This window comes from Agromyces luteolus, assembly GCF_009729855.1.
GTDB lineage: Bacteria > Actinomycetota > Actinomycetes > Actinomycetales > Microbacteriaceae > Agromyces > Agromyces luteolus.
Map to the genome: position 1 here is coordinate 47,651 of NZ_WODA01000022.1, position 16,212 is coordinate 63,862.

At 68.6% G+C, this 16,212-nt stretch carries 26 protein-coding genes; 1 reads left to right on the forward strand and 25 read right to left on the reverse strand.

The features are described 5' to 3' along the window. Window positions 1–14: 14 nt before the first annotated feature. From map to rpsJ, 23 genes are all read right to left on the reverse strand, one after another. Window positions 15–842, reverse strand: a complete 828-nt coding sequence (gene map, locus GLX25_RS10865) for a type I methionyl aminopeptidase (RefSeq protein WP_271192415.1) — start codon at window positions 840–842, stop codon at window positions 15–17. A gap of 12 nt (window positions 843–854) precedes the next feature. Next, window positions 855–1,490, reverse strand: coding sequence for an adenylate kinase (locus tag GLX25_RS10870; protein ID WP_155842497.1), 636 nt, complete (start codon window positions 1,488–1,490; stop codon window positions 855–857). Continuing rightward, window positions 1,487–2,809: a preprotein translocase subunit SecY gene (gene secY / locus GLX25_RS10875; RefSeq protein WP_166548731.1), complete on the reverse strand. Its 1,323-nt coding sequence runs from the start codon at window positions 2,807–2,809 to the stop codon at window positions 1,487–1,489. Before secY ends, GLX25_RS10870 begins: the two co-directional genes overlap by 4 nt. A 117-nt stretch (window positions 2,810–2,926) precedes the next feature. Next, entirely contained in the window at window positions 2,927–3,604 is a 678-nt protein-coding gene (gene rplO, locus GLX25_RS10880; protein ID WP_155842499.1) for a 50S ribosomal protein L15, read from the reverse strand. Continuing rightward, a complete protein-coding gene (gene rpmD / locus GLX25_RS10885) occupies window positions 3,604–3,789 on the reverse strand; it encodes a 50S ribosomal protein L30 (protein ID WP_155842500.1) in 186 nt (61 codons plus the stop codon). The genes rplO and rpmD overlap by 1 nt, the downstream gene beginning before the upstream one ends. After that, window positions 3,789–4,484 carry a 30S ribosomal protein S5 gene (gene rpsE, locus GLX25_RS10890; protein ID WP_271192416.1) on the reverse strand — a complete coding sequence of 232 codons (696 nt, stop codon included), beginning with the start codon at window positions 4,482–4,484 and terminating at the stop codon, window positions 3,789–3,791. The genes rpmD and rpsE overlap by 1 nt, the downstream gene beginning before the upstream one ends. Further along, entirely contained in the window at window positions 4,481–4,840 is a 360-nt protein-coding gene (gene rplR, locus GLX25_RS10895) for a 50S ribosomal protein L18 (protein ID WP_129233344.1), read from the reverse strand. The genes rpsE and rplR overlap by 4 nt, the downstream gene beginning before the upstream one ends. A gap of 2 nt (window positions 4,841–4,842) precedes the next feature. Further along, on the reverse strand, window positions 4,843–5,379 hold the full coding sequence (gene rplF, locus GLX25_RS10900) for a 50S ribosomal protein L6 (protein ID WP_155842501.1): 537 nt from the start codon (window positions 5,377–5,379) through the stop codon (window positions 4,843–4,845). A gap of 4 nt (window positions 5,380–5,383) precedes the next feature. Then, window positions 5,384–5,782 carry a 30S ribosomal protein S8 gene (rpsH, locus tag GLX25_RS10905; protein ID WP_129233342.1) on the reverse strand — a complete coding sequence of 133 codons (399 nt, stop codon included), beginning with the start codon at window positions 5,780–5,782 and terminating at the stop codon, window positions 5,384–5,386. A 166-nt stretch (window positions 5,783–5,948) separates the two neighbouring features. Further along, entirely contained in the window at window positions 5,949–6,542 is a 594-nt protein-coding gene (gene rplE, locus GLX25_RS10910; RefSeq protein ID WP_155842502.1) for a 50S ribosomal protein L5, read from the reverse strand. Then, window positions 6,542–6,901 (reverse strand): 50S ribosomal protein L24, encoded by a 360-nt coding sequence (rplX, locus tag GLX25_RS10915; protein ID WP_155842503.1) that lies wholly within the window; start codon window positions 6,899–6,901, stop codon window positions 6,542–6,544. Before rplX ends, rplE begins: the two co-directional genes overlap by 1 nt. A 2-nt stretch (window positions 6,902–6,903) precedes the next feature. Further along, entirely contained in the window at window positions 6,904–7,272 is a 369-nt protein-coding gene (gene rplN / locus GLX25_RS10920; RefSeq protein WP_129233339.1) for a 50S ribosomal protein L14, read from the reverse strand. 33 nt (window positions 7,273–7,305) lie between these two features. Continuing rightward, on the reverse strand, window positions 7,306–7,608 hold the full coding sequence (gene rpsQ, locus GLX25_RS10925; RefSeq protein WP_129233338.1) for a 30S ribosomal protein S17: 303 nt from the start codon (window positions 7,606–7,608) through the stop codon (window positions 7,306–7,308). A gap of 2 nt (window positions 7,609–7,610) precedes the next feature. Beyond that, entirely contained in the window at window positions 7,611–7,931 is a 321-nt protein-coding gene (gene rpmC / locus GLX25_RS10930) for a 50S ribosomal protein L29 (RefSeq protein WP_155842504.1), read from the reverse strand. Further along, a complete protein-coding gene (gene rplP / locus GLX25_RS10935) occupies window positions 7,931–8,350 on the reverse strand; it encodes a 50S ribosomal protein L16 (protein WP_129233336.1) in 420 nt (139 codons plus the stop codon). Before rplP ends, rpmC begins: the two co-directional genes overlap by 1 nt. Before the next feature lie 2 nt (window positions 8,351–8,352). Further along, window positions 8,353–9,099, reverse strand: coding sequence for a 30S ribosomal protein S3 (gene rpsC, locus GLX25_RS10940; RefSeq protein WP_155842505.1), 747 nt, complete (start codon window positions 9,097–9,099; stop codon window positions 8,353–8,355). Continuing rightward, window positions 9,099–9,464, reverse strand: a complete 366-nt coding sequence (gene rplV / locus GLX25_RS10945; protein WP_154346541.1) for a 50S ribosomal protein L22 — start codon at window positions 9,462–9,464, stop codon at window positions 9,099–9,101. The genes rpsC and rplV overlap by 1 nt, the downstream gene beginning before the upstream one ends. Before the next feature lie 25 nt (window positions 9,465–9,489). Further along, a complete protein-coding gene (gene rpsS, locus GLX25_RS10950; protein ID WP_155052793.1) occupies window positions 9,490–9,771 on the reverse strand; it encodes a 30S ribosomal protein S19 in 282 nt (93 codons plus the stop codon). A gap of 12 nt (window positions 9,772–9,783) precedes the next feature. After that, window positions 9,784–10,623, reverse strand: coding sequence for a 50S ribosomal protein L2 (gene rplB, locus GLX25_RS10955; RefSeq protein WP_155842506.1), 840 nt, complete (start codon window positions 10,621–10,623; stop codon window positions 9,784–9,786). Window positions 10,624–10,641: 18 nt separating this feature from the next. Beyond that, a complete protein-coding gene (gene rplW, locus GLX25_RS10960; protein WP_155052791.1) occupies window positions 10,642–10,944 on the reverse strand; it encodes a 50S ribosomal protein L23 in 303 nt (100 codons plus the stop codon). Next, complete coding sequence (gene rplD, locus GLX25_RS10965; RefSeq protein ID WP_155842507.1) at window positions 10,941–11,600, reverse strand: 50S ribosomal protein L4; 660 nt, start codon at window positions 11,598–11,600, stop codon at window positions 10,941–10,943. The genes rplW and rplD overlap by 4 nt, the downstream gene beginning before the upstream one ends. A gap of 1 nt (window position 11,601) precedes the next feature. Next, complete coding sequence (gene rplC, locus GLX25_RS10970) at window positions 11,602–12,258, reverse strand: 50S ribosomal protein L3 (RefSeq protein WP_155052789.1); 657 nt, start codon at window positions 12,256–12,258, stop codon at window positions 11,602–11,604. Between the two features lie 8 nt (window positions 12,259–12,266). Then, window positions 12,267–12,575 carry a 30S ribosomal protein S10 gene (gene rpsJ, locus GLX25_RS10975; protein ID WP_017201594.1) on the reverse strand — a complete coding sequence of 103 codons (309 nt, stop codon included), beginning with the start codon at window positions 12,573–12,575 and terminating at the stop codon, window positions 12,267–12,269. 518 nt (window positions 12,576–13,093) lie between these two features. On the opposite strand from rpsJ, the gene GLX25_RS10980 reads away from it, so the two are divergent. Then, window positions 13,094–13,543: an OsmC family protein gene (locus GLX25_RS10980; protein ID WP_155842508.1), complete on the forward strand. Its 450-nt coding sequence runs from the start codon at window positions 13,094–13,096 to the stop codon at window positions 13,541–13,543. Between the two features lie 25 nt (window positions 13,544–13,568). Here the strand turns inward: GLX25_RS10980 and GLX25_RS10985 are convergent, their stop codons facing one another. Beyond that, complete coding sequence (locus GLX25_RS10985; protein WP_155842509.1) at window positions 13,569–14,783, reverse strand: acyltransferase family protein; 1,215 nt, start codon at window positions 14,781–14,783, stop codon at window positions 13,569–13,571. 138 nt (window positions 14,784–14,921) lie between these two features. Beyond that, on the reverse strand, window positions 14,922–16,115 hold the full coding sequence (gene tuf / locus GLX25_RS10990; protein WP_166548732.1) for an elongation factor Tu: 1,194 nt from the start codon (window positions 16,113–16,115) through the stop codon (window positions 14,922–14,924). Window positions 16,116–16,212: the final 97 nt, after the last annotated feature.

Here is a 16,212-nt window from a genome sequence, read left to right on the forward strand (position 1 = left end):
CGCGCCGCGGCCGATCACGCGATCGGCACCGGCCGCACGCCGAAGGGCGCGAGACCCTCCGCACCGCCGTCGGGCGCGGTGAGCACCCAGATCCCGTCGGCGTGCACGGCGACGCTGTGCTCGACGTGCGCGCCGTCGCCGCCGTCGGCCGTCGCCACGGTCCAGCCGTCGTCGCGCACGAACGTGGCCGGGTCGCCGGACGTGATCATCGGCTCGATCGCGACCACCAGGCCCGGCTTCACGCGCGGGCCGCGCCCGCGGACCGCGTGGTTGTAGACCGACGGATCCTCGTGCATCGACCGGCCGATGCCGTGCCCGCCGTACCCCTCGAGGATGCCGTAGTCGCCGGACGCCTCGACGGAGGCCTCGATCGCCTCGCCGACCTCGTTCAGGTGCCGGGCCGACGCGAGCGCGGCGATGCCCGCCCACAGCGACCGCTCGGCCGCGGCGGCGAGCTGCTCGCGTGCGAGCACCACGTCCGGGCGCTCGGGATCGGGAAGGACCACCGTGAACGCGGCGTCGCCGTTCCATCCGTCGACCTCGGCGCCGCCGTCGACCGACGCGATGTCGCCGGGGCGGAACGGCCGGTCGCCCGGGATCCCATGAACCACGTCGTCGTCGACCGACACGCAGAGCGCGTGCCGGTAGCCGGGGACGAGGCGGAAGTTCGAACGGCCGCCGTGCGCGAGGATGACCTCGTCCGCGGCGGTGTCGAGGTCGAGCGGGGTCGCCCCGACCACGAGCCGCTCACGGGCCGCCGCGAGGAGCGCGGCGGTCGCCTCGCCCGCGGGCACCATGGCGCGGAGCTCGGCCGGCGTCTTGAGGTTCAGTCGGCCGAACACCGCGAGCGCCGGTTACGCGACGCCCGCGCTGCGACGCGTCGCGTCGTCGCCGTCGGCGTGCAGCCCGCGCTCGGCGAGGGCCGCGAAGATGCGCTCGGTGACCTCGTCGAGCGTGCCGACGCCGTCGATGCGGACGACGAGGCCGTGCTCGCGGTACACGTCGAGGATCGGCGCCGTCTCGCGCTCGTAGATCGCGAGGCGGTTGGCGATGACCTCCTCGGTGTCATCGGTGCGGCCCTGGTCGATCGCACGCTGGCGGAGTCGCGTGATCGACTCCTCGCGCGGGACCACCAGCTCGACGACCGCGTCGAGCGACTCGCCGCGACCGGAGAGGAAGCCCTCGAGGTCGTCGACCTGGCCGCGGTTGCGCGGGTATCCGTCGAGGAGGAAGCCGCGGGCGGCATCCGCCTGCTCGAGGCGATCGCGGACGAGCTCGCTGGTCAGCTCGTCGGGGACGAGGTCACCGGCCTCGATGATGGCCTGGACGCGCTTGCCGAGCTCGGTGCCGCCCTTGACGTTCTCGCGGAAGATGTCGCCCGTGGCCACCTGCGGGACGCCGAACGCCTCGGCGACGAGCACGCCCTGCGTGCCCTTGCCGGAGCCCTGGGGGCCGACGATGAGGAATCGTGCGGAGGCGGTGTGCGTCATCGGAGGAGTCCTTCGTAGTGGCGCTGCTGGAGCTGGGCGTCGATCTGCTTCACGGTCTCGAGGCCGACGCCGACGATGATGAGGATCGACGCGCCGCCGAACGGGAAGTTCTGGTTCGCGCCGAACCACGAGAACGCGACGAGCGGGAGCAGTGCGATGAGGCCGAGGTAGATCGAGCCCGGGAGCGTGATGCGCGTGAGCACGTAGTCGAGGTACTCGGCGGTCGGCCGACCCGCGCGGATGCCGGGGATGAAGCCGCCGTACTTCTTCATGTTCTCCGCGACCTCGTCGGGGTTGAACGTGATCGCCACGTAGAAGTACGTGAAGCCGACGATGAGCAGGAAGTACAGGAGCATGTAGAGCGGGTGGTCGCCCTGCGTCAGGTAGTTCGTGATCCAGACGACCCAGGCCTGCGGCTCCTCGCCGGCGGCGGGCTGGTTGAACTGCGCGATGAGCGCCGGCAGGTACAGCAGCGACGAGGCGAAGATGACGGGCACGACGCCGGCCATGTTCACCTTGATCGGGATGTACGTGTTGTTGCCGCCGTAGGTCCGGCGTCCGACCATCCGCTTGGCGTACTGGACGGGCACGCGGCGCTGCGACTGCTCGACGAAGACGACCGCCACGACGACCAGGAGGCCGATTCCGAGGACGAGCGCGAACACGTCCCAGCCGCGCGCGACGCCGATCGCCCAGAGCGACGTCGGGAAGGTCGCGGCGATCGAGGTGAAGATGAGCAGCGACATGCCGTTGCCGACGCCGCGCTCGGTGACGAGCTCGCCCATCCACATGATGAGGCCGGTACCGGCGGTCATCGTGACGACCATGAGCAGGATCGCGTACCAGGCGTCGTTCGTGATGAGCTGCGAGCACGCGGGGTCGGAGTTCGCCGGGAACAGCGCACCCGAGCGGGCCACCGTGATGAGCGTGGTCGACTGGAGGACGCCGAGCGCGATCGTCAGGTAGCGCGTGTACTGGGTGAGGCGGGCCTGGCCGGCCTGGCCCTCCTTGTAGAGGGTCTCGAAGTGCGGGATGACCACACGGAGCAGCTGCACGATGATCGACGCCGTGATGTACGGCATGATGCCCAGCGCGAAGATCGACAGCTGGAGGAGCGCGCCGCCCGAGAAGAGGTTGACGAGCTCGTAGAGGCCCGAGGCGCCCTGGTTCGCCGCAAGACACTGCTGGACGTTGCCGAAGTCCACGAACGGCGCGGGGATGAACGAGCCGAGGCGGAACAGGGCGATGATGCCCAGCGTGAAACCGATCTTCCGTCGAAGGTCGGGGGTGCGGAAGATCCGCCCGATGGCGTTGAACACTCGTCCTCCTGTTACTGACGCCGCAGTCAGTATGAATGCGGCTCGAGCCTGTCGAGACCCCCGTGAATCATACGCGAGGTCCCGACAGGCTCGAATTCCGTGTGTGGTGCAGCGGCCTTACTTGACCGAACCGCCGGCGGCGACGATCTTCTGCTCGGCGGAGCCGGAGACCTTGTCGACCTCGACGTTGAGCTTCACCTGGATGTCGCCGTTGCCGAGCACCTTGACGCGCTCGTTCTTGCGGACGGCACCCTTGGCGACGAGGTCGGCGACGGTGACGTCGCCGCCCTTCGGGTAGAGCTCGGCGAGCTTGTCCAGGTTGACCACCTGGTACTCCACGCGGAACGGGTTCTTGAAGCCGCGGAGCTTCGGCGCACGCATGTGGTACGGAAGCTGGCCGCCCTCGAAGCCGGGGCGCACGGTGTTGCGGGCCTTGGTGCCCTTCGTGCCGCGACCGGCGGTCTTGCCCTTCGAACCCTCACCGCGTCCGACGCGGGTCTTGTCCTTCTTGGCACCCGGAGCCGGGCGCAGGTGGTGCACCTTGAGCACGGGCTCGCGCACGACGTCCTCGGACTCCTTCTTGGCCGGGGCCTTCTTCGCCGGCGCCTTCTTCGCGGGGGCCTTGGCGGCCTTCGCGTCGTCGGCCTCGGCGGCGGCGGCCTTGGCCGGAGCCTTCCGGGCGGTCGCCGGCTTGGCGGCGGCGGCCTTCTCGGCGGCCGGCTTGGCGGCGGCCTTCTTCGCGGGAGCCTTCTTCGGGGTCTCCTCGGCGGTGACGTCCTTCGTCTCGTCAGCCATTAGTCGATCTCCTCAACCTTCACGAGGTGAGCGACCGTGTTCACGTAGCCGCGCACCTGGGGGGTGTCCTCGCGAACGACGCTCTGGCCGATCTTCTTGAGACCGAGGCTGCGCAGCGTGTCGCGCTGGTTCTGCTTCTCGCTCACCTTGGACTTGATCTGGGTCACCTTGAGCTGCTTGGCCATCAGGCACCTGCCTTCGCTGCTGCGGCGGCCTCGGCCGCCTGCGCCTCGGCACGCAGCAGACGGGCCGGAGCGACCTCGTCGTAGTCGAGGCCACGACGTGCGGCGACCGCACGCGGCTCCTCGAGCTGCTTCAGCGCCTCGACCGTGGCGTGCACGATGTTGATGGTGTTCGACGAACCGAGCGACTTGCTCAGGACGTCGTGGATGCCGGCGCACTCGAGCACGGCGCGGACGGGGCCACCGGCGATGACACCGGTACCGGGGCCGGCCGGGCGCAGGAGCACCACACCGGCGGCCGCCTCGCCCTGGACGGGGTGCGGGATCGACGAACCGACGCGCGGGACGCGGAAGAAGTTCTTCTTCGCCTCCTCGACGCCCTTCGAGATCGCGGTCGGCACCTCGCGCGCCTTGCCGTAGCCGACGCCGACGAGACCGTTGCCGTCACCCACGACGACGAGCGCCGTGAAGCTGAAGCGACGGCCGCCCTTGACGACCTTCGACACGCGGTTGATGGTGACGACGCGCTCGAGGAACTGGCTCTTCTCGGCGTCGCGCTCGCGACGGTCGCGGCCCTGGCCGCGGTCGCGGCCGCCGCGGCGGCCCTCGCGCTCGTTGCGCGGCGGCTCCGAGGACGCCGCCGTCTCGACGGGTGCCTCTGCGGCCACGTCGGTCTCCTTCACAGTGTTCTCGCTCACAGGCTCAGCCCTGCCTCTCGCGCTCCGTCGGCGATCGCGGCGACGCGACCGGCGTACTTGTTGCCGCCGCGGTCGAACACGACCGAGTCGACGCCGGCCTGCTTCGCGCGCTCGGCGACGAGCTCGCCGACCTTCTTCGCCTTGGCGGTCTTGTCACCCTCGAACGCACGGAGGTCGGCCTCCATGGTCGAGGCGGATGCCACGGTGTGGCCCTTGCTGTCGTCGACGACCTGCACGAAGACGTGGCGGGCCGAACGCGTCACCACGAGACGGGGACGCAGCTCGGTGCCGACGATCTTCTTGCGAAGCCGGGTGTGGCGGCGCGAACGCGCAGCCGACTTGCTCTTGACGGCCATGATTACTTACCAGCCTTTCCGGCCTTGCGACGCACGACCTCGCCGGCGTAGCGGATGCCCTTGCCCTTGTAAGGCTCGGGCTTCTTGATCTTGCGGATGTTGGCGGCGGTCTCACCGACGGCCTGCTTCGAGATGCCCGAGACGGTGATCTTGTTGTTGCCCTCGACCGTCAGCGTGATGCCGGCGGGCGGCTCGACGGTGACCGGGTGCGAGAAGCCGAGCGCGAACTCGACCGCGCTGCCCTTCTGCGCGACGCGGTATCCGGTGCCGACGATCTCGAGGCCCTTCGAGTAGCCCTGGGTCACGCCGATGATGTCGTTCGCGATGAGGCTGCGGGTGAGGCCGTGCAGCGAGCGCGACTCGCGCTCGTCGTCGGGGCGGCTGACGAGGACCTGGTTGTCCTCGACCTTGACCTCGATGGGCTGCGCGACGGTGAGGGCGAGCTCGCCCTTCGGGCCCTTGACGGTGACGGCGCGGCCGTCGACCTTGACGTCGACACCGGCGGGGATGTCGATGGGAAGTCGTCCGATTCGTGACATGGAACTACCACACGTAGGCGAGGACTTCCCCACCCACGCCCTTCTTCTCGGCCTGGCGGTCCGTCAGCAGACCGCTGGAAGTGGACAGGATCGCGACGCCGAGGCCGCCGAGCACCTTGGGGATCTCGGTCGACTTCGCGTACACGCGAAGGCCGGGCTTGGACACCCGCTTGATGCCCGCGATCGAACGCTCGCGGTTGGGGCCGAACTTGAGCTGCAGCGTGAGCGTCTTGCCCACGCGCGCGTCGGCGACCTCGAAGCCCGAGATGTAGCCCTCCGACTTGAGGATCTCGGCGATGTGCCCCTTGAGCTTGGAGTGCGGCATCGACACGGTGTCGTGGTGCGCGGAGTTGGCGTTGCGCAGGCGCGTCAGCATGTCAGCGACCGGGTCGGTCATCGTCATGACAATGGTTCCTTACGTTCACCAGGTTTCAGGACCCGTTACACGGGGACTGACCTGTGGTGGTGGCGGCTCGCGGTTGCGAACCGCCGGATGCCGGTGCCGGCGGGGTCTCGGATGGCTCCGAGACCCGCCGGCGCTGGCACAAACTCGTAGAGTCTACTACGAACTACTGGGCGGACTCGTTCGACTTGAACGGGAAGCCGAGCGCCTTGAGCAGCGCGCGACCCTCGTCGTCGGTCCTGGCGGTGGTCACCACGGTGATGTCCATGCCGCGGACGCGGTCGATCTTGTCCTGGTCGATCTCGTGGAACACTGACTGCTCCGTGAGGCCGAACGTGTAGTTGCCGGTGCCGTCGAACTGCTGGTCCGAGAGGCCGCGGAAGTCGCGGATACGGGGCAGCGCGAGCGAGAGCAGGCGGTCGAGGAACTCCCACATCCGGTCGCCGCGCAGCGTGACGTGCGCACCGATCGGCTGGCCCTCTCGCAGCTTGAACTGCGCGATGGACTTGCGGGCCTTGGTGACCTGCGGCTTCTGGCCGGTGATCTTCGTGAGGTCGGCGATGGCGCCGTCGATGACCTTGCCATCGCGCGCGGCCTCGCCGACACCCATGTTGACGACGATCTTCGTCAGGCCCGGGACCTGGTGCGGGTTGGTGTACCCGTTCGCCTCGGTCAGGGCCTTCGTGATGTCGGTCTTGTACTTCTGCTTGAGGCGCGGCTGGATCTTGCCAGCCGGCGCGGCAGTCGCGGTGTCAGTCATTACAGGTCCTTACCTGACTTCTTGGCGTAGCGGACGCGGACCGTCTTCTCGACGCCGTCCTTGGTGACCGTCTCGGTGCGGAAGCCGACGCGGGTCGGCTTCTTGGTCTCCGGGTCGACAATCGCGACGTTCGACACGTGGATCGGGGCCTCGTGGGTCTCGATGCCGCCGGTCTTGGAGCCGCGCTGGGTCTGGCCGACGCGCACGTGCTTGGTGACGTAGTTCACGCCCTCGACCACGACGCGGTCCTGGTCGACCAGGACCTCGATGACGCGACCCTGCTTGCCGCGGTCGCCGCCGCGGGCCTGGCTGCGGCCCGAGATGACCTCGACGAGGTCGCCCTTCTTGATCTTGGCCATGGTTACAGCACCTCCGGCGCCAGCGAGATGATCTTCATGAACTTCTTGTCGCGAAGCTCCCGGCCGACCGGCCCGAAGATGCGGGTGCCACGGGGGTCACCGTCGTTCTTGAGGATCACCGCGGCGTTCTCGTCGAACTTGATGTAGGAGCCGTCGGGACGACGGGTCTCCTTCACGGTGCGGACGATGACGGCCTTGACCACGTCGCCCTTCTTCACGTTGCCGCCCGGGATCGCGTCCTTGACGGTGGCGACGATGACGTCGCCGAGGCCCGCGTAGCGACGGCTGGAGCCGCCGAGCACGCGGATGGTGAGCAGCTCCTTGGCGCCCGTGTTGTCGGCGACCTTGAGCCGGGATTCCTGCTGAATCACTTCGTACTCCTTCTGGGAAGCAAGCCCGGGGGCTTACTTGGCCTTCTCGACGATCTCGACCAGGCGCCAGCGCTTGGTGGCGCTGAGCGGGCGGGTCTCGGAGATCACGACGAGGTCGCCGATGCCGGCGGTGTTCTGCTCGTCGTGCGCCTTGACCTTCGACGTACGGCGCATGACCTTGCCGTACAGCGGGTGCTTCACGCGGTCCTCGACCTCGACGACGATGGTCTTGTCCATCTTGTCGCTGACGACGTAGCCGCGACGGACCTTGCGGTATCCGCGGACGAGCTCGGCCGTCTCGGCGACCTCGGCCGCAGCCTTCTTGGTCTCAGCCATGATCAGGCCTCCTTCGTCTCGGCCTCGGCGTCGGCGGATGCCTCGGCCTTGGCCTTCTTCGTCTTCTTCTCGGCCTTGGCCGGAGCCTCGACCGGGGCGGGCGTGGCACGGATGCCGAGCTCGCGCTCACGGATGACCGTGTAGATGCGGGCGATGTCGCGCTTGACGGCCTTCAGGCGGCCGTGGCTCTCGAGCTGGCCGGTGGCCGACTGGAAGCGGAGGTTGAACAGCTCCTCCTTGGCCTTCTTCAGCTCGTCGACGAGACGCTCGTCCTCGAAGGTGTCGAGCTCGGTCACAGCGAGCTCCTTGGAACCGACGGCCATTATGCGTCGCCCTCCTCGCGCTTGATGATGCGTGCCTTGAGGGGCAGCTTGTGGATTGCACGGGTCATGGCCTCGCGAGCGAGTTCCTCGGAGACGCCCGAGACCTCGAAGAGGACGCGACCCGGCTTGACGTTGGCGACCCACCACTCGGGCGAACCCTTACCGGAACCCATGCGGGTCTCGGCGGGCTTCTTCGTGAGCGGACGGTCGGGGTAGATGTTGATCCACACCTTGCCGCCGCGCTTGATGTGACGCGTCATGGCGATACGAGCGGACTCGATCTGACGGTTCGTCACGTAGGCGGGGCTCAGGGCCTGGATGCCGTACTCGCCGAAGGAGACCTTCGTGCCGCCGGTGGCCTGGCCCGAACGGCCGGGGTGGTGCTGCTTGCGGTACTTGACTCGACGGGGAATCAACATGGTTATGCCTCAACTCCTGCTGCGGCCGTCTCCTGGGCGCGGGGCCCGCGGCGACGGTCGTTACGGTCACGCGACGGCTTCTGGGCGGCCTGCTCGCGGGCGAGCTCCTTGTTGGTGATGTCGCCCTTGTAGATCCAGACCTTCACGCCGATGCGGCCGAACGTGGTCTTCGCCTCGTAGAAGCCGTAGTCGATGTTCGCGCGGAGCGTGTGCAGCGGCACACGGCCCTCGCGGTAGAACTCCGAGCGGCTCATCTCGGCGCCGCCGAGGCGGCCCGAGACCTGGATGCGGACGCCCTTGGCACCGGCGCGCTGCGCGCCCTGCAGGCCCTTGCGCATCGCGCGGCGGAAGGCCACGCGGGCGGAGAGCTGCTCGGCGATGCCCTGCGCGACGAGCTGGGCGTCGGCCTCGGGGTTCTTCACCTCGAGGATGTTGAGCTGGATCTGCTTGCCGGTGAGCTTCTCGAGGTCGGCGCGGATGCGCTCGGCCTCGGCGCCGCGGCGGCCGATCACGATACCCGGGCGAGCCGTGTGGATGTCCACGCGGACGCGGTCGCGGGTGCGCTCGATCTCGATGCGGCTCACGCCGGCACGGTCGAGCGACGTCTGGAGCAGGCGACGGATCTTGACGTCCTCGGCGAGGTAGTCGGCGTAGCGCTGTCCGGGCTTCGTCGAGTCGGAGAACCACCGCGACACGTGGTCGGTGGTGATGCCGAGACGGAAGCCGTACGGGTTGACCTTCTGACCCATTACTTCGTACCCTCCTCGGGCGTGCCGAGCACGATGGTGATGTGGCTCGTGCGCTTGTTGATGCGGAAGGCACGACCCTGCGCGCGCGGCTGGAAACGCTTGAGGGTGGTGCCCTCGTCGACGTACGCCGTCTTCACGTAGAGGTCCTGCTCGTCCAGGTAGGTGTTCGTGGCATCGGCCTTGACGCGAGCGTTCGCGATGGCCGAGGCGACGAGCTTGTACACCGGCTCGCTCGCACCCTGCGGGGCGAACTTCAGGATGGCCAGGGCCTCCTGTGCCTGCTTGCCGCGGATCAGGTTGACGACGCGGCGGGCCTTCATGGGGGTCACGCGGATGTGACGCACGCGGGCGATCGACTCCACCATTTCTCTCCTCCTTCACGCCACCGCGTCAGCGGCGGCGGCCCTTCTTGTCGTCCTTCACGTGTCCACGGAAGGTGCGGGTGGGCGCGAACTCGCCGAGCTTGTGGCCCACCATGGTCTCGGTGACGAACACCGGGATGTGCTTGCGGCCGTCGTGCACGGCGATCGTGTGGCCGAGCATGGCCGGGACGATCATCGAGCGACGCGACCACGTCTTGATGACGTTCTTGGAACCCGCTTCGTTCTGCGAGGCGACCTTGCGAAGCAGGTGCTCGTCGACGAAGGGGCCCTTCTTGAGGCTGCGAGGCATCTTCTCTTACTCCTACTTGCGCTTCTTGCCGACGGTGCGACGACGGACGATGAGCTTGTCGCTCTCCTTGTTGGGGCGACGGGTGCGTCCCTCGGGCTGACCCCACGGGCTGACCGGGTGGCGACCACCGGAGGTCTTGCCCTCACCACCACCGTGCGGGTGGTCGATCGGGTTCATCGCGACACCGCGGACGGTCGGGCGCACGCCCTTCCAGCGCTTGCGGCCGGCCTTGCCCCAGTTGATGTTCGACTGCTCGGCGTTGCCGACCTCGCCGACGGTCGCGCGGCAGCGCGCGTCGACGTTGCGGATCTCGCCCGACGGCAGGCGCAGCTGCGCGTAGGGGCCGTCCTTCGCGACCAGGCGCACCGAGGCGCCGGCCGAACGGGCCATCTTCGCGCCGCCGCCGGGGCGGAGCTCGATGGCGTGGATGACCGTACCGGTCGGGATGTTGCGCAGCGGCAGGTTGTTGCCGGGCTTGATGTCGGCCGCCGGACCCGACTCCACGAGGTCGCCCTGCTTGAGCTTGTCGGGAGCGATGATGTAGCGCTTGGTGCCGTCCACGAAGTGCAGCAGCGCGATGCGCGCGGTGCGGTTCGGGTCGTACTCGATGTGCGCGACCTTGGCGGGCACGCCGTCCTTGTCGTTGCGACGGAAGTCGATGACGCGGTACTGGCGCTTGTGGCCGCCGCCGACGTGGCGGGTGGTGATGCGGCCCTGGTTGTTGCGGCCACCGGACTTCGACAGCGGGCGGAGCAGCGACTTCTCGGGCGTCGAGCGCGTGATCTCGGCGAAGTCGGCGACCGACGAACCGCGACGACCCGGGGTCGTGGGCTTGTACTTGCGAATAGCCATGGTGAGTTCCTCTGCTCCTTAGCCGACGTTCGTGAAGATGTCGATCGAGCCGGACTTGAGGGTGACGATCGCGCGCTTGGTGTCCTTGCGCTTGCCCATGCCGAAGCGGGTGCGACGCGTCTTGCCCTGACGGTTGAGGGTGTTGATCGAGGCGACCTGGACGTTGAAGATCTTCTCGATGGCGAGCTTGATCTCGGTCTTGTTCGAGCGGGGGTCCACGATGAACGTGTACTTGCCCTCGTCGATCAGGTTGTAGCTCTTCTCCGAGACCACCGGCGCGATGATGATGTCGCGGGGGTCCTTGTTGTGCGCGGCGCTCATGCGGAGACCTCTTCCTTCTTCGCCTGCTTCGCGGCGATGAACGCCTCGAGCGCGGCCTTGCTGAAGACGATGTCGTCGGAGACGAGCACGTCGTAGGCGTTCAGCTGGTCGACCGGCAGGACGTGCACGGTCGGGATGTTGCGGACCGCACGCTCCGAGAGCTCCTCGTCGCGGGTGAGCACGACGAGCTGGTGCTTCGACGGCGCGACCGAGGCGAGGAGCGCGACGGCGTCCTTCGTCTTCGGGGCCTCGCCGTTGGCGAGCGACTCGACCGCGTGGATGCGGCCGCCGCGAGCGCGGTCGGAGAGCGCGCCGAGCAGGGCTGCGGCGATCATCTTCTTGGGGGTGCGCTGCGAGTAGTCGCGCGGCTGCGGGCCGTGGACGACGCCGCCGCCGGTCATGTGCGGCGCGCGGATCGAGCCCTGGCGGGCGCGGCCCGTGCCCTTCTGCTTGAAGGGCTTGCGGCCGGCGCCGGAGACCTCGCCGCGGGTCTTGGTCTTGTGCGTGCCCTGGCGCGCCGCGGCGAGCTGGGCGACGACGACCTGGTGGAGCAGCGGCACGTTGGTCTGCACGTCGAAGATCTCGGCGGGCAGCTCGATCGAGCCGGACTTCTTGCCGGTGACGTCGAGGACGTCGATGGTGTCAGCGGTAGCCATCTCAGGCCCCCTTCACAGCGTTGCGGACGAACACGAGACGGCCGCGAGCACCGGGGACCGCGCCCTTGACGAGCAGCAGGCCCTTCTCGGCGTCGACGGCGTGCACGCGGAGGTTCAGGACGGTGACGCGCTCGCCACCCATGCGGCCGGCCATGCGCATGCCCTTGAAGACGCGGCTCGGGGTCGACGACGCGCCGATCGAACCGGGCTTGCGGTGGTTGCGGTGGGCACCGTGCGACGCGGAGACGCCCGCGAAGTTGTGGCGCTTCATGACACCGGCGAAGCCCTTGCCCTTCGACGTGCCGACGACGTCGACCAGCTGGCCGGCCTCGAAGGTGCCGTCGACGGTGAGCTCCTGGCCGAGCGCGTAGTCCGCGGCGTCGGCGGTGCGCACCTCGGTCACGTGGCGGCGCGGCGTGACGCCGGCGGCCTCGAAGTGACCGGTGAGGGGCTTGGTGACCTTGCGGGGGTCGATGGCGCCCGCGGCGATCTGGACGGCCGCGTAGCCGTCGCGCTCCGGGGTGCGGAGCTGGGTGACCACGTTGGGGGCGATCTCGATGACGGTGACCGGGATGAGCTTGTTGTTCTCGTCCCACACCTGGGTCATGCCGAGCTTGGTGCCGAGCAGACCCTTCACGTTCTTTGCAGTGGTGGACATGTCGTACCTCAGAGCTTGATCTCGATGTTGACGTCGGCCGGAAGGTCGAGACGCATGAGCGAGTCGACGGCCTTGGGCGTCGGGTCCACGATGTCGATCAGGCGCTTGTGGGTGCGCATCTCGAAGTGCTCGCGGCTGTCCTTGTACTTGTGGGGCGAACGGATGACGCACACCACGTTCTTCTCGGTCGGAAGCGGCACGGGGCCGACGACCGTGGCGCCCGCGCGGGTCACCGTGTCGACGATCTTGCGCGCCGAGGTGTCGATGACCTCGTGGTCGTACGACTTCAGTCGAATGCGGATCTTCTGTCCCGCCATTGCTGACTCTCTCTCTGTCAAGGCGTCTTACCCCTTCCGAGGGCATCGGACGCCGCGTAGCCACTTCGTGTGAAGCACCACTGTTCTTCTGTCAAAGGCCGGTGATCGAGCCTGTCGAAACCACCCCGCGTCGCGGTGGTCTCGACACGCTCGACCTTCGAGCCCTGGCCGACCCCCGCGCTCGGGCGTGTCGCACTCGCGAAAACGGGCATGGGACATCGCCCATGCTCGAATGGTGGTGGTCGGTTGTGTCGTCCTGCTGCCCGCGGCCTAGCCTGACCCGTGGGGCTCCGTCGGAGCTTCCGGTGGCTATGCACTGCCTGGCAGTGATCCGCACGGAGCGCAGCAAGGCACGCCGTTCGGAATGTTGAACTCAACGAGTTTGCCACATCGGGGCGCCTCCGTGCAACCCGGGCGTGTCGCGGCAGCGAGGCTCACCGCATCCTCCCAGTCAAGCGGATGCCGCGGCCTCCGTCGTCGTGATGGAATCGGGGCACGGCAAGCCGAGGGAGGACTCGATGACGGAGCACGCGCACGCGGTCGGCAAACGGATCGGACCGGGGAGCGTGTCGGTGACCCGCACGGGCCGCCGCACCTACGAGGGCCTCAACGAGCGCGGATCGACGGTGCTCATCGGGCCCGTCGAGGCCCCGGGCCACTTCACCCCGGGCGAGCTGCTCAAGCTCGCGCTGGCGGGCTGCGCGGGCATGAGCGCCGACTCCGTCGCCGCGCGACGCCTCGGCGACGACGTCGCGATCACGGTCTGGGCGCACGGCACCTCGAAGGACGGCAACCGCTACCGCGAGATCGACGAGGAGATCGTCGTCGACCTCTCGGCCCTCGAGCTCGCCGATCGCGAGCAGCTCGCGGCCATCATGGCTCGGGCGATCGCGAAGGCGTGCACCGTGGCTCGGAGCGTCGAGGGGTCGATCGACCTCCGGACCACGATCGACGGCATCGAGATCTGAGCCGGCGCGGCGTTCGCCGCCGACCTCACTCCCCCGTGTGCGCGGGGCGCTCGCACGCCTCGGCGCCGGCAGCGCTCGGCCCGACGATCCCCGCGGCGACGACGAGCGCCGCGAGCGTGGCGACCGAGCCGAGCAGGAGCGCCGATCGCGGCCGCCGCGCCCCGGCGGCGCCGAATCGCGCGGGGTCCTCGATCCATCGCTTCGACGCGGCGGCGACCGCGAACGCCGCGACCACGAGCAGCACCATGAGCCAGGGCGGGCTCGGCACGCCCGTGACGAACGGCACGAACATGAAGATCGGCCAGTGCCAGAGGTAGAGCGAGTACGAGATGTCGCCCGTCCACTGGACCGGGGCCAGCCCGGTCGCTCGCGCCGGCGACCACCTCGCGTCCGGCATCCCGGCCCAGATCACGGCGAGCGCACCCGCGACCGGGACGAGCACGACGAGACCCGGGAACGCCTCGGGCGTGCGGAACGTGAAGACCGGCACCGCGATGAGCGCGAGCCCGATCCATCCGGCGGCCGCCCTGAGCCGTTCGCGCCCGGCTGCGACCTCGGGGACGAGGACGGCGAGGATGCCGCCGACCCCGAACTCCCACACCCGCGTGAACGTCGAGAAGTACGCGAGGTTGTGGTCCTGAGCGGTGAGCACGACGTTCCAGGCGAACGACGCGACGGTCGCGACACCGAGGACGACGAGCAGGGCGCGACGCGGGTCCCTCGCACGACGGACGGCGAACCCGACGGCGACGATGATCAGCAGCGGCCACGCGAGGTAGAACTGCTCCTCGACCGAGAGCGACCAGAAGTGCTGCACGGGGGTGGAGGCGAGGTCGTCGCGCGCCGGGTCCTGCGAGTCGGCGGCGAGCAGCCAGTTCTCGAAGTAGAGCGCGCTCGCGATGACCTCGCGGAAGTACGAGCGCCACTCGAACCTCGGCACGACGAGGTACGTCAGCACGGTGACCGCGACGAGCACCGCCATGGCCGCCGGCAGGATCCGCCGCGCTCTGCGCAGGTAGAAGTCCTTCAGCGAGATGCGCCCGGTGCGGGCGTGCTCGCGGAGCAGGAGCGCCGTGATGAGGAAGCCCGACACGACGAAGAAGACGTCGACGCCCATGTAGCCGGCGGGTGCGACCGCGGGCCAGCCGTGGTGCAGCACGACGGCGCACACCGCGATCGCGCGGAGCGCCTGGATCTCGGGCCGCACGGCGGCACGCGTTCGGGTCGACGGGGGAACCATCCGGTCAAGGCTAACCCGAGGTCTCCTCGAAGAGGGACGCCCCGCCCGGATCTGGACGACCGTGCACGACTGTGCTAGCGGGACGACGAAGGGGCCGGGCCCGAAGGCCCGACCCCTTGCAGGTCGCGATCGCGAAGATTACTTGATGATCTTCGTGACGGTACCGGCGCCGACGGTGCGGCCACCCTCGCGGATGGCGAAGCCGAGGCCCTCCTCCATGGCGATCGGCTGGATGAGCTCGACCGTCATGTCGGTGGTGTCGCCGGGCATGACCATCTCGGTGCCCTCGGGCAGCGTGATGACACCGGTGACGTCGGTGGTGCGGAAGTAGAACTGCGGACGGTAGTTCGCGTAGAACGGGTTGTGACGGCCGCCCTCGTCCTTCGAGAGGATGTAGGCGGTGCCCTCGAAGTTCGTGTGCGGGGTGACCGAGCCCGGGGCCACGACGACCTGGCCGCGCTCGACGTCCTCGCGCTTGGTGCCGCGGAGCAGGAGACCGCAGTTCTCGCCGGCCCAGGCCTCGTCGAGCTGCTTGTGGAACATCTCGATGCCCGTGACCGTGGTCTTCTGCGTCGGGCGGATGCCGACGATCTCGACCTCGGAGTTGATCTTCAGCGTGCCGCGCTCGGCGCGGCCCGTGACGACCGTGCCACGACCGGTGATGGTGAAGACGTCCTCGATCGGCATGAGGAACGGCTTGTCCTTGTCACGCACGGGGTCGGGGATCGAGTCGTCGACGGCCTCCATGAGCTCGAGGACCGAGTTGACCCACTTCTCGTCGCCCTCGAGCGCCTTGAGGCCCGAGACGCGGACGACCGGGGCGTCGTCGCCGGGGAAGCCCTGCGACGAGAGCAGCTCGCGGACCTCGAGCTCGACGAGCTCCAGGATCTCCTCGTCGTCGACCATGTCGGCCTTGTTCAGCGCGACGAGCAGGTAGGGCACGCCGACCTGCTTGGCGAGCAGCACGTGCTCACGCGTCTGGGCCATCGGGCCGTCGGTCGCCGCGACCACGAGGATCGCGCCGTCCATCTGTGCGGCACCGGTGATCATGTTCTTGATGTAGTCGGCGTGACCCGGGGCGTCGACGTGCGCGTAGTGGCGCTTCGGCGTCTCGTACTCGACGTGCGAGATGTTGATCGTGATGCCGCGCTGGCGCTCCTCGGGAGCGGAGTCGATCGACGCGAAGTCGCGCTGCACGTTGGTGGCCGACGGGTACTTGTCGGCGAGCACCTTGGAGATCGCTGCGGTGAGCGTGGTCTTGCCGTGGTCGACGTGACCGATCGTTCCGATGTTGACGTGCGGCTTGGTCCGCTCGAACTTGGCCTTAGCCACTGTGGGTCCTCCTCAGGATCCGTGTAGCAGCACCGGGCGCCGGATTGCGACCGGTGTGCTACTGGGGTTGTGTTGTTATGTTACGCGAACCTGTCGG

What these genes read in the sequence shown, in the direction of transcription:
- rplC (WP_155052789.1), bottom strand. Translation starts at nt 12,258, where the DNA reads ATGTCCACCACTGCAAAGAACGTGAAGGGTCTGCTCGGCACCAAGCTC.
- rplR (WP_129233344.1), bottom strand. Translation starts at nt 4,840, where the DNA reads ATGGCCGTCAAGAGCAAGTCGGCTGCGCGTTCGCGCCGCCACACCCGG.
- GLX25_RS10985 (WP_155842509.1), bottom strand. Translation starts at nt 14,783, where the DNA reads ATGGTTCCCCCGTCGACCCGAACGCGTGCCGCCGTGCGGCCCGAGATC.
- rplV (WP_154346541.1), bottom strand. Translation starts at nt 9,464, where the DNA reads ATGGTGGAGTCGATCGCCCGCGTGCGTCACATCCGCGTGACCCCCATG.
- rpsH (WP_129233342.1), bottom strand. Translation starts at nt 5,782, where the DNA reads ATGACGATGACCGACCCGGTCGCTGACATGCTGACGCGCCTGCGCAAC.
- rplO (WP_155842499.1), bottom strand. Translation starts at nt 3,604, where the DNA reads ATGGCTGACGAGACGAAGGACGTCACCGCCGAGGAGACCCCGAAGAAG.
- rpsQ (WP_129233338.1), bottom strand. Translation starts at nt 7,608, where the DNA reads ATGGCTGAGACCAAGAAGGCTGCGGCCGAGGTCGCCGAGACGGCCGAG.
- rplW (WP_155052791.1), bottom strand. Translation starts at nt 10,944, where the DNA reads ATGAGCGCCGCGCACAACAAGGACCCCCGCGACATCATCATCGCGCCG.
- rplP (WP_129233336.1), bottom strand. Translation starts at nt 8,350, where the DNA reads ATGTTGATTCCCCGTCGAGTCAAGTACCGCAAGCAGCACCACCCCGGC.
- rpmC (WP_155842504.1), bottom strand. Translation starts at nt 7,931, where the DNA reads ATGGCCGTCGGTTCCAAGGAGCTCGCTGTGACCGAGCTCGACACCTTC.
- GLX25_RS10980 (WP_155842508.1), top strand. Translation starts at nt 13,094, where the DNA reads ATGACGGAGCACGCGCACGCGGTCGGCAAACGGATCGGACCGGGGAGC.
- rplE (WP_155842502.1), bottom strand. Translation starts at nt 6,542, where the DNA reads ATGACTGACACCGCGACTGCCGCGCCGGCTGGCAAGATCCAGCCGCGC.
- rpsC (WP_155842505.1), bottom strand. Translation starts at nt 9,099, where the DNA reads ATGGGTCAGAAGGTCAACCCGTACGGCTTCCGTCTCGGCATCACCACC.
- rplB (WP_155842506.1), bottom strand. Translation starts at nt 10,623, where the DNA reads ATGGCTATTCGCAAGTACAAGCCCACGACCCCGGGTCGTCGCGGTTCG.
- rpsJ (WP_017201594.1), bottom strand. Translation starts at nt 12,575, where the DNA reads ATGGCGGGACAGAAGATCCGCATTCGACTGAAGTCGTACGACCACGAG.
- rplF (WP_155842501.1), bottom strand. Translation starts at nt 5,379, where the DNA reads ATGTCACGAATCGGACGACTTCCCATCGACATCCCCGCCGGTGTCGAC.
- rpsS (WP_155052793.1), bottom strand. Translation starts at nt 9,771, where the DNA reads ATGCCTCGCAGCCTCAAGAAGGGCCCCTTCGTCGACGAGCACCTGCTT.
- rpmD (WP_155842500.1), bottom strand. Translation starts at nt 3,789, where the DNA reads ATGGCCAAGCAGCTCAAGGTGACCCAGATCAAGTCCAAGGTGAGCGAG.
- GLX25_RS10870 (WP_155842497.1), bottom strand. Translation starts at nt 1,490, where the DNA reads ATGACGCACACCGCCTCCGCACGATTCCTCATCGTCGGCCCCCAGGGC.
- rplD (WP_155842507.1), bottom strand. Translation starts at nt 11,600, where the DNA reads ATGGCTACCGCTGACACCATCGACGTCCTCGACGTCACCGGCAAGAAG.
- rplX (WP_155842503.1), bottom strand. Translation starts at nt 6,901, where the DNA reads ATGGCCAAGATCAAGAAGGGCGACCTCGTCGAGGTCATCTCGGGCCGC.